The 10,416-nt window shown below is 64.8% G+C and carries 11 protein-coding genes and 1 pseudogene; 7 read left to right on the forward strand and 5 right to left on the reverse strand.

The genetic code is table 11. The annotated features are described in order from the left end of the window. Positions 1-45: 45 nt before the first annotated feature. Positions 46-552, reverse strand: coding sequence for a free L-methionine (R)-S-oxide reductase MsrC (msrC, locus tag NCR37_RS20775; protein ID WP_250474706.1), 507 nt, complete (start codon positions 550-552; stop codon positions 46-48). 186 nt (positions 553-738) lie between these two features. Between msrC and NCR37_RS20780 the strand changes: the two genes are divergently transcribed. From NCR37_RS20780 to NCR37_RS20810, 7 genes are all read left to right on the forward strand, one after another. Next, entirely contained in the window at positions 739-1,998 is a 1,260-nt protein-coding gene (locus NCR37_RS20780) for an ROK family transcriptional regulator (RefSeq protein ID WP_250474707.1), read from the forward strand. After that, positions 1,988-3,556 (forward strand): sugar ABC transporter ATP-binding protein, encoded by a 1,569-nt coding sequence (locus NCR37_RS20785; protein WP_206470684.1) that lies wholly within the window; start codon positions 1,988-1,990, stop codon positions 3,554-3,556. Before NCR37_RS20780 ends, NCR37_RS20785 begins: the two co-directional genes overlap by 11 nt. A gap of 18 nt (positions 3,557-3,574) precedes the next feature. Beyond that, positions 3,575-4,612, forward strand: coding sequence for an ABC transporter permease subunit (locus NCR37_RS20790; RefSeq protein WP_250474708.1), 1,038 nt, complete (start codon positions 3,575-3,577; stop codon positions 4,610-4,612). A 93-nt stretch (positions 4,613-4,705) separates the two neighbouring features. Beyond that, on the forward strand, positions 4,706-5,653 hold the full coding sequence (locus NCR37_RS20795) for an ABC transporter substrate-binding protein (RefSeq protein ID WP_502800564.1): 948 nt from the start codon (positions 4,706-4,708) through the stop codon (positions 5,651-5,653). Between the two features lie 53 nt (positions 5,654-5,706). After that, complete coding sequence (locus NCR37_RS20800; RefSeq protein WP_250474709.1) at positions 5,707-5,979, forward strand: hypothetical protein; 273 nt, start codon at positions 5,707-5,709, stop codon at positions 5,977-5,979. Then, positions 5,966-7,747 carry a dihydrolipoyl dehydrogenase gene (gene lpdA, locus NCR37_RS20805; protein WP_250474710.1) on the forward strand — a complete coding sequence of 594 codons (1,782 nt, stop codon included), beginning with the start codon at positions 5,966-5,968 and terminating at the stop codon, positions 7,745-7,747. Before NCR37_RS20800 ends, lpdA begins: the two co-directional genes overlap by 14 nt. 161 nt (positions 7,748-7,908) lie before the next feature. Further along, complete coding sequence (locus NCR37_RS20810) at positions 7,909-8,190, forward strand: DUF4148 domain-containing protein (RefSeq protein ID WP_250474711.1); 282 nt, start codon at positions 7,909-7,911, stop codon at positions 8,188-8,190. Between the two features lie 393 nt (positions 8,191-8,583). Here NCR37_RS20810 and NCR37_RS20820 read toward each other — a convergent pair whose 3' ends face one another. The 4 genes and pseudogenes from NCR37_RS20820 to NCR37_RS20835 all read right to left on the reverse strand — a co-directional run. Further along, positions 8,584-8,922, reverse strand: coding sequence for a hypothetical protein (locus tag NCR37_RS20820; RefSeq protein ID WP_250474712.1), 339 nt, complete (start codon positions 8,920-8,922; stop codon positions 8,584-8,586). A gap of 114 nt (positions 8,923-9,036) precedes the next feature. Then, positions 9,037-9,255 (reverse strand): hypothetical protein, encoded by a 219-nt coding sequence (locus NCR37_RS20825; protein ID WP_250474713.1) that lies wholly within the window; start codon positions 9,253-9,255, stop codon positions 9,037-9,039. Between the two features lie 127 nt (positions 9,256-9,382). Next, positions 9,383-10,126 carry an acetoacetyl-CoA reductase gene (gene phbB, locus NCR37_RS20830; protein ID WP_250474714.1) on the reverse strand — a complete coding sequence of 248 codons (744 nt, stop codon included), beginning with the start codon at positions 10,124-10,126 and terminating at the stop codon, positions 9,383-9,385. A gap of 122 nt (positions 10,127-10,248) precedes the next feature. Beyond that, positions 10,249-10,416 (reverse strand): annotated as a pseudogene (locus tag NCR37_RS20835) (acetyl-CoA C-acetyltransferase); the annotation flags it as partial.

Consider the following 10,416-nt stretch of genomic DNA (forward strand, 5'->3'; position numbering starts at 1 on the left):
AGATCGACGGTCGCCTCATTGTAGACAAACGACAGCGACCACGACTCACGCTTGCGGACGCTCCTCCCACGCCAACCCAATGAATTCGGCGCATAGGGCTTCCATGCCGCGTGCGTCTTCTTCGTCGAAGCGGCCGGGCACGGGACTGTCGACGTCCCACACGCCGATCAGCGTGCCGTCGCTCCCGACGAGCGGCACGACGATTTCCGAGCGCGACGCCGAATCGCACGCGATATGGCCGGGAAACGCCTCGACGTCGGGGACGACCTGCGTTTTGCGTTCGCGCGCCGCCGTGCCGCACACGCCGCGTCCGAGCGCGATGCGCACGCACGCGGGCTTGCCCTGGAACGGCCCGACGACGAGTTCGTCGCCATCAAATAGATAGAAGCCGGCCCAGTTGATATCCGGCAGCGAGTGATAGACGAGCGACGAGAAGTTCGCCGCGTTCGCGATGAAGTCGGCTTCGTCGCCGATCAGCGAACGGGCCTGTTGCAGCAGGTCGTCGTAATGCGTGGACTTGCTGGCGTGGGAAGTGGTGGAAAGCGTGAACATGGCGGCGGCCCGAAGTGCAATCGAGGTGTAGCTTAGCGTGTATGTGCTGATCGCCGCACGCCGGATGCCGAACCGGCTTCGGGATTTCCCTGCTTTACACCTCGTCGCCCGCGGTATTAAATAAATCAACTTGATTTAATTAATCGTCACACAGATGACGGTTGCCAGCATAACCGGAGACAGCCAGTGAAAGTGCCGAGCGGCAGAGGAAGCAATTCCGCGTCCGTGCGCCGATACAACGAGCGCTTGCTGTTGCAGGCGCTGCGCCGCACCGAACCGGCGTCGAAGGCCGATCTCGCGCGTCACGCAAATCTGACGAGCACGGCGGTCGGCAGTATCGTCGAGTCGCTGGAACGCGCCGGGCTGATCGAATACAGCGGACGGCGGCTCGAAGGTCAGCGAGGCCAGCCCGCGTCGCTCATCCGGCTCGATCCGCGCGGCGCGTTCGGCATCGGCGTGCGGCTCGACCGCACCAGCATCGAGACGGTGCTCGTCAATTTCGCGGGCGACGTGCTCGCCCGAAGCGCGCTGGACCGCGTGCTGCCGCATCCGTCAGCGGTGCTGGAGATCGTTCAGCGCGACATCGAAGGCATGCTCGCTCTCCTGAGCGAGGCGGAGCGCGAGCGTCTGACCGGGATCGGCGTCGCGCAGCCGTACAACCTCGGCAGCTGGCTGCGCGAACTGGGCGTGAGCGCCGATACGACGAACGCCGACATCTTCCGCGCGTGGGACCAGACCGACTTTCCCGCCGCGCTGTCCCGCGCGCTCGCCCTGCCCGTCTTCGGCGAAAACGACGGCAACGCCGCCGCGACCGCCGAGCTGTTCTACGGCCACGGCCGCCACTGCGACGACTTTGTTTATCTCTTCCTCGGCTCGGCCATCGGCGGCGGCGTCGCCATCGACGGCGACTGTCTGCGCGGCGCGACCGGCAACGCGGGCGACATCGGCGTGATGCCTGTGCGGCCGAGCCGCCTGCCGTCCGCGCCGCAGCCGCCCGGCCAGTGGGACATCCTGCTTTCGCGCGCATCGCTTAATGCGCTCGTGCGGCATCTCCACTTTTCCGGCGCGCCGGCGGCGAGCCGCATGGACGTGCAAGCGTGCATCGAGCGTCGTCTGCCCGCGGTCGAAGAATGGATCGACGACTGCATCGAAGCCCTGGCTCCCGCGTTGCGCGCGATGCTCTGCGTGCTCGACGTGCCGATGGTCGTGCTCGATTCCGATATCGACGGCGGCCTGCTCGACCGATTGATCGACCGTCTCGCCGCGACGATGGCCGCGAACGCGCCCGAAGCGCGCGGCACGCCGGAGATCGTGCGCGGCAACTTCGGCCCGGACGCGGGCGCAATCGGCGCGGCCACGCTGCCGATGTTCTTCAACTTCTCGCCACGCGTGGGGCTGCATCGCGGCGCGGGTGTCAAATCGCAGGAGGTGAACCATGCCGCATGACTCTGCTCTTTCGCCGGAGGCACGCACGCCGCTGCTCGAAATGCGCGGCATCAGCAAGACGTTTCCCGGCGTGCGCGCGTTGAACGACGTGCGCCTGTCCGTGTATCCCGGCGAAGTGCATTCGCTGATGGGCGAAAACGGCGCGGGCAAATCCACGCTGATGAAGATTCTCTCGGGCGCGTATCAGGCGGACCCCGGCGGCCAGATTCTGATCGACGGCAAGCCGGTCGTCATCGACGGGCCGCTTGCCGCACGCTCGCTCGGCGTCGCCGTGATTTATCAGGAGCTGAGTCTCGCGCCGAATCTCTCGGTGGCCGAGAACATCTACGCCGGGCGCGAGCTGCGTCGCGGCAAAGGCGCGTGGTCGCTCGTCGACCGGCCCGGCATGGAGCGCGGCTGCGAAGACGTGTTGAAGCGCCTCGGCGCGGCATTCAAGCCGCATACGCTCGTCGGCGACTTGTCGATTGCCGAGCGGCAACTGGTCGAAATCGCGCGCGCGGTACACGCGCACGCCCGCATCCTCGTGATGGACGAGCCGACCACGCCGCTCTCGTCGCGCGAAACCGACCGCTTGTTCGAGCTCGTGCGTCAACTGCGCGAGGAAGGCATCGCGATCATCTATATCAGTCACCGGATGGCGGAAATCTACGAGTTGTCGGACCGCGTCTCGGTGCTGCGCGACGGCAGCTACGTCGGCACGCTGATGCGCGACGAACTGTCCGCCGAAAGCCTCGTGCGCATGATGGTCGGCCGCGACATTTCCGGCTTCTACAAGAAAGAGCACGCGCCTTACGATCCCGGCCACGTCGTGCTGTCCGTGCGCGACATGGCCGACGACAACCGCGTGCGCGGATGCAGCCTCGATCTGCACGCGGGCGAAGTGCTCGGCATTGCGGGACTGGTCGGCGCGGGCCGCACCGAGCTTGCGCGCCTCATTTTCGGCGCGGAGGAACGCACGCGCGGCGAAGTGTCGATGCACGGCAAGCCGCTCGCGCTGCGCACGCCGCGCGACGCCATCGACGCGGGCCTCGTCTATCTCACCGAAGATCGCAAAGGCCAGGGTCTTTTTCTCGACATGAGCGTGCGCGACAACATCAACATCGCGGTTGCCGGGCGCGACGCGAAAGCCGGCGTGATGGACATCGCGCGTGGAAACACGCGGGCGCGCGACGCCATCGCGGCGCTTTCCATTCGCGTGCCGAATGCGCGCGTGAACGCGGGCGCGCTTTCGGGCGGCAATCAGCAGAAGGTGCTGCTGTCGCGGCTGCTCGAAACGAAGCCCGAAGTGCTGATCCTCGACGAACCGACGCGCGGCGTGGACATCGGCGCGAAGTCGGAGATTTACCGGATCATCAACGACCTGGCGCGATCGGGCGTCGGCGTCATCGTGATATCGAGCGAACTGCCGGAAGTGATCGGCGTGGCGGATCGCGTGCTGGTGATGCGCGAAGGCGTGATCGCGGGCGAACTCGGCGGCCATTCGGGCACGCCGATCTCGCAGGAAGGAATCATCGAACTGGCGACGGGCTCGCGGGCCGCGCTCGGTCAGGCGGCTTGACGTTATCGGGAGACAGACATGGCTAACACGACGAAACACCACGACACGGGCGCAGCCCCTGTTTCAAGCGCGGAAAGCGTGACGCAGCGGCAACGCCGCATCGAGCATCGCGAGCGCATGCAAGTGCTGATGCGCACGGCGGGCATGTTGCCCGTGCTGATTCTGCTGTGCATCGGCTTCGGCGTGGTCACCGACGGCTTTTTCAGCTTGCAGAACATCTCGATCGTCACGCAGCAGGCGTCGATCAACATCGTGCTCGCGGCGGGCATGACCTTCGTGATTCTGACGGGCGGCATCGACCTGTCGGTCGGCTCCGTGCTGTCGGCGGCGGCGGTCACGGCGCTGCTCGCGTCGAATCTGCAAGGCATGGGCTGGCTCGGCGTGCCCGCGGCGCTCGGCGTCGGGCTCGGCTTCGGCGTCATCAACGGCGCGCTGATCGCGCTGCTGAAGCTGCCGCCCTTCATCGTGACGCTCGGCTCGTTGACCGCCGTGCGCGGCATCGCGCGGCTGATCGGTCACGACACGACCATCTTCAATCCGCAACTGTCGTTCGCGTTCATCGGCAACGATTCGATTCTCGGCGTGCCCTGGCTCGTCGTGATCGCGCTCGCGGTGGTGATCGTCTCGTGGTTCATCTTGCGGCGCACGGTGCTCGGCCTGCGCATCTATTCGGTCGGCGGCAATCCGGAGGCGGCGCGGCTTTCGGGCATCAAGGTGTGGGGCATCCAGATGTTCGTCTACGCGATGTCGGGCCTGCTCGCCGGACTCGGCGCCGTGATGTCCGCCGCGCGGCTCTATGCGGCCAACGGCCTGCAACTCGGCCAGTCGTATGAACTCGACGCCATCGCCGCAGTCATTCTGGGCGGCACGAGCTTCGTGGGCGGCGTCGGCTCGATCGTCGGCACGCTGGTGGGCGCGCTCATCATCGCGGTGCTGTCGAACGGCCTCGTGCTGCTCGGCGTGTCGGACATCTGGCAGTACATCATCAAGGGCCTCGTCATTATCGGCGCGGTGGCGCTCGACCGTTATCGCCAGCGCGGATCGGCGCGTACGTAATGAGATCTTGTCGGTTCACGCCGCTTGGAATCGCCTAGAGTCGCAACCATCAACATCAACATCAACATCAACGAAACAACCGGAGACAACCCTATGCGCAAGCACAACACGCTGTTCGCGAGCATGGCCCTCGCGCTCGGATGCACGATGACGTTCGCCGCGCACGCCGCGGATAAGCAGCTGAAGGCCATCGGCATCACGGTCGGCTCGCTCGGCAACCCGTATTTCGTGACCATTTCGAAGGGCGCGGAAGCCAAGGCGAAGTCCATCAATCCGAACGCGAAGGTCACGGCCGTCTCGTCCGATTACGACATGAACAAGCAGTTCACGCAGATCGACAACTTCATCTCGGCGCACGTCGACATGATCTTGCTGAATGCCGTCGATCCGAAGGCCATCGAGCCCGCAGTGAAGAAGGCGAAGGCGGCGGGCATCGTCGTGGTCGCGGTGGACGTCGCGGCGGCGGGCGCGGACGCGACCGTGCAGACCAACAACGTGCAGGCCGGCCAGATCGCGTGCGACTTCCTCGCGAAGAAGCTGAACGGCAAGGGCAATGTCGTGATCGAGAACGGGCCGCAAGTGTCGGCGGTGATCGACCGCGTGAACGGCTGCAAGTCGGTGCTGGCGAAGAACCCCGGCATCAAGGTGCTCTCCGACGATCAGGACGCGAAGGGTTCGCGCGAAGGCGGCATGAACGCGATGCAGGGCTATCTCACGCGCTTCCCGAAGCTCGATGGCCTGTTCGCGATCAACGATCCGCAAGCTATCGGCAGCGATCTCGCGGCGAAGCAGCTGCATCGCTCGAATCTGGTGATTACGTCGGTGGACGGCGCGCCGGATATTGAAAACGCGCTCAAGACCGATACGCTGATTCAGGCGTCCGCGAGCCAGGACCCGTGGTCGATGGCGCAGCAGGCGGTGAGCGTCGGCTATGACCTGATCAACGGCAAGAAGCCGAGCAGCACGATGATTCTCATGCCGTCGACGCTCGTCACGCGCGAAAACGTTGCCAATTACAAGGGCTGGTCGGCGCCGCATTAAGGTCGCGTCAAGCCTCGTAATCGCCGCTCGCTTTGTCTAGCGAGCGGCGCGTCGTGCACTATTTCTCCGGCATGCGGCTCGGGCCCGCATCCAACCTCGGCCGCCATTCGAACCGCGCGCCGCCTGCTCATCAATCCCAGTCATCCTTCAAACCTGTCGATGCCGTCGAGCGCAGCTTGCGCGGCGAGGCTTGGCACGGACACGCACGCACGCTGCGGACACGGCGTATCCTGTGGCTTCGACGCGGCCGGGCTTCGGTGAACGGTGACGCGCGTCCTCAATCGATCAAGCAGCGCAGACAGGAGAAACTGAATGGCCAGGGTTGAAGTCAAGGTTCCGCAGCTTTCCGAATCCGTCACCGAAGCGACGATGCTGCCGTGGAAAAAGAAAGCGGGCGACCCCGTGACGCAAGACGAGATTCTCGTCGAGCTGGAAACCGACAAGGTCGTGCTCGAAGTGCCCGCGCCTGCATCGGGCGTGCTGGCGGAAGTGCTCAAGCAGCAAGGCGATATCGTTCACGCCGACGAACTGCTCGCCGCCATCGACACCGAGGCGAAAGCCGCCGCGCCGGCTGCGCCCGCGCCCGCGCCTGCTGCTGCGCCTGCTTCCGAAAAGCCCGCCCCTGCTCCGGCGCAACAGGCGAGCCCGGCAGAATCTGCGGAAGAGAAAGCCGACTTCGACGTCATCGTGATCGGCGCGGGCCCCGGCGGATACATCGCCGCGATCCGCGCGGCGCAGCTCGGCATGTCGGTCGCGTGCGTCGAAGAATGGATCAACCCGGCCGGCAAGCCGAAGCTCGGCGGCACGTGCCTGAACGTCGGCTGCATTCCGTCGAAGGCGCTGCTCGCGTCGTCCGAAGCGTTCGAGAACGCGCAACTGCATTTCGGCGATCACGGCATCTCGATGGACAACCTGAACGTCGATATCAAGAAGATGGTCGGGCGCAAGGAAGCCATCGTCGAGAAGATCACGGGCGGCGTGGAGTTCCTGTTTCGCAAGAACAAGATCACGTGGCTCAAGGGCCACGGCAAGCTCGCGGGCAAGGCGGGCGGCGCGTTTCGCATTGAGGTAAGCGGCGGCGAGCAAGGCGGGACGCATACCGCGAAGTACGTGATCATCGCGACGGGTTCGAAAGCGCGGCATCTGCCGAACGTGCCCGTGGACAACCGCATCGTTTCCGACAACGAAGGCGCGCTCGCCTTCGACTCCGCGCCGAAGAAGCTCGCCGTGATCGGCGCGGGCGTGATCGGCCTGGAACTCGGTTCAGTGTGGCGCAGGCTCGGCGCGGAAGTGACGATTCTGGAGGCGCTGCCGGAATTCCTCGCGTCCACCGACACCGCGATTCAGAAAGAAGCCGCCAAGCTCTTCAAGAAGCAAGGGCTCACCATTCACCTCGGCGTGAAGATCGAGAACGTGAAGTCGTCGGATGCGGGGGTGTCCGTCTCCTACACCGACAAGGACGGCGCAGCGCAGACGCTCGACGCGGACCGCCTGATCGTGTCCATCGGCCGCGTGCCGAACACCGACAACCTCGGCCTCGATTCCATCGGCCTCGCGACGGACCAGCGCGGCTTCATTCCTGTCGACGGCCATTGCGCGACGACGGTCCCGAATGTCTACGCGATCGGCGATGTCGTGCGCGGACCGATGCTCGCGCACAAGGCCGAGGACGAAGGCGTGCTGGTGGCCGAGATCATCGACGGACAGAAGCCGCATATCGATTACAACTGCATTCCGTGGGTGATCTACACGCACCCGGAAATCGCGTGGGTCGGGCAGACGGAACAGGCGCTCAAGGCGGAAGGCCGCGCGTACCGCACCGGCCAGTTCCCGATGATGGCGAACGGCCGCGCGCTCGGCATCGGCGAGACGGACGGCTTCATCAAGATGATCGCCGATGCGAAGACCGACGAGATTCTCGGCGTGCACATCGTGTCGGCCAACGCGTCGGATCTGATCGCCGAAGCAGTCGTGGCGATGGAGTTCAAGGCGGCGTCGGAGGACATCGGCATCATCTCGCACCCGCATCCATCGCTCTCTGAAGTGATGCGCGAGGCGGCGCTCGCGGTGAACAAGCGCGCGCTCAATATCTGAGTGAGCGGCGCGGGCCAAGCCGGGCTCGCGGTTCCGCCTTCGCGTTGCACGTTCGCTGAACGGTGGCGCGAACCGCCATACAATCATCGCGCGGCGGCCTTGTCGATCACGGCGCGCCGCGCATCGTCCGATGTTCCATGTAATCTAAACCTGGAGAGGATATGAACGTAACGCTTGCCAAGAAGCTTGCCGTCTCGATGATCGTGGCCGCCTTCGGCGTGTCCGTCGCCGCCGTGTCGTATGCGCAGGACAACAGCAGCACGACCGACGCCGCGCCTTCGGCCAAAGCCCAGCACAAGGCCGCGCGCAAGGAAGCGCGCGCGAAGAAGAACGCCGAGCTGAAGAAGCTCGAAGGCGCGGGCTACAACCCGGCGCAGCGCGACGACGCGTCGTATCCGCAAGACATTCAGAACGCCCAGAAGAAGGCCGGCATCGGTCAGTGATGTCGTAGCTGAACGTGCGCCGCATTGGACGCGGCGCGCTGCGTTGCTTTTCACTTCTGCGCATCGGCGTTTGCAGTTCCTTCGCCGGCCGCGCCGCAGCCATTGATCTATTACGCTAATGATCAGGTGTACTTAGTTCTGTGTGCGCGCCGATGCCGCCGCTTGCCACGGTACCGATGGGCGAAACGATATCCGACAAGCTGATCGTGACCACCGAAACGATGCTGCATCATCTGCATGGGAAGCGCGAGCGTCGTGGACGCGATGCAATACGGCATCACATTCGTGGCGTTTCCGGCTTGCGCGGCCGATCGCGCCCTCGCTCCACATGACGCGAATCTCGCCGCCAGGGCGCCGAATTGCTCGCGCATGCGCGGCAAAGCGCGTGCGGGCTCAGTCGCTGGCCGCTTGCGTCGGCTGCGGGACGCAGGTGAACGTCACCGTGGAGGTCTGTTCTTCGAGAGATCGCACGCCGCTCGTCGATTCCGATCTGACGAGAACGCGCTGTGAACGCTGCTTGCAATAGTCGTCGGCGGCGTCCATCGCCCGGTTACGCGCCGTGACCCAGGACATGCGCGTGCCGGTGGCCTTACCCGTGACGGTGAAGACGTTGGGCTGCGGGCCGGCGGTGACTGCGGTAGTCGTGCCGCACGCGGCGAGCGCGAGCAGCCAGCCTGCGCTGAGCGCGGCAGCCACGCGCCGAGCGAATGAATGGTGGGATGAATGAGGCATACGCGTCGTGTCGTGATCTCGATGAGGCACGCATGGTAACGCCGTACGCCGAATCCTTCACGGATCAGACGATTCAGACGATTGGGCGGCACAGTAGCCGCCCTTCTTCATCGCTCAAGACTCGCGGATGCGATCCAGCAGCCGTTGCAGCCGCGCATGCTGGCACGGCGCGAGGCCCGGCGTCGACAGCGCCTGGTCGACGCGCGAACGCCAATACGTCTTCGAGAACAGCGAATTCGCGCCATCCAGATTCAGCACCTGTTCGAGATGCGTGATAGCCGCGTCGAGATGATTCACGTGGTAGGGACGTGGGCCCAGGCGGAAGTCTTCCATTGGCGAGATCCGGCCGCGCGTCGTGGCGACGCCCGGCGTTCGGTTTGGACAAACGAGGCGCACGCGAAGCGTCTGCTCCGCGTTGCCGTAGACGATGAACGCGGTATGCGTTGTCGCGCGAAGGCGATCAATGCATGTGCTGGCCGCCGTTGATCGCGATGTTTGCGCCAGTCACGAAGCCCGCATCGTCCGAACACAGGAACGCGACGAGCGCCGCGACCTCTTCGGGCTTGCCGAGACGGCCCGCCGGGATCTGCGGGAGGATCTTCGAATCGAGAATCTCTTGCGGAATCGCGGTCACCATTTTGGTCGCGAGATAGCCCGGCGAGATGGTATTGACGGTCACGCCCTTCTTCGCCACTTCCAGCGCGAGCGACTTCGTGAAGCCGTGCATGCCCGCTTTCGCCGCCGCGTAATTGGTTTGCCCGATCTGCCCTTTCGAGCCATTCACCGACGAGATATTGACGATGCGGCCCCAGCCGCGCGTGACCATCTCCTCGCAGACGGGCTTCGTCATGTTGAACACGGAATCGAGGTTCGTGCGCAGGACGGCGTCCCAGTTCACCTTCGTCATCTTCTTGAAGGTGGTGTCCTGCGTGATGCCCGCGTTGTTCACGAGAATGCTGATGGGCCCGACTTCGCGCTGAATCTTCGCGATGCAGTGCTGGCTTGCTTCGTAGTCGGCGACGTCGACGGGATACGCGCGGAAGTTGCGCCCCTGCCGGTCCATGCTGGCGAGCCAGTCGGAGACGATGGTGTTGCCCGGCGAATGCGTGACGACGACGGCATAGCCCGCGTCGTTCAGCTTGATGCTGATGGCCTCGCCGAGGCCGCCCATGCCGCCCGTTACCACTGCAATACGCTTAGTCATGCTAATAGTCCTCTCAGGTTCTATGGTGCTCGAATGCCTCCCGGCGGCGCGCTTCTAGTGTAGTGTGGTGCGCGAAGCCGGGATGTGTTGCCCGTCGATGCCCGTTGTGCGGGCGATGTACGTTACAGCCGCTCGACCGCCAGCGCGACGCCCATGCCGCCGCCGATGCACAGCGACGCCAGGCCCTTCTTCGCGTCGCGCTTCTGCATTTCATGCAGCAGCGTGACCAGAATGCGGCAGCCCGATGCGCCGATCGGATGCCCGATCGCGATCGCCCCGCCGTTCACGTT

This window comes from Caballeronia sp. GAFFF1 (genome assembly GCF_023630705.1).
Classification (GTDB): Bacteria; Pseudomonadota; Gammaproteobacteria; order Burkholderiales; family Burkholderiaceae; genus Caballeronia.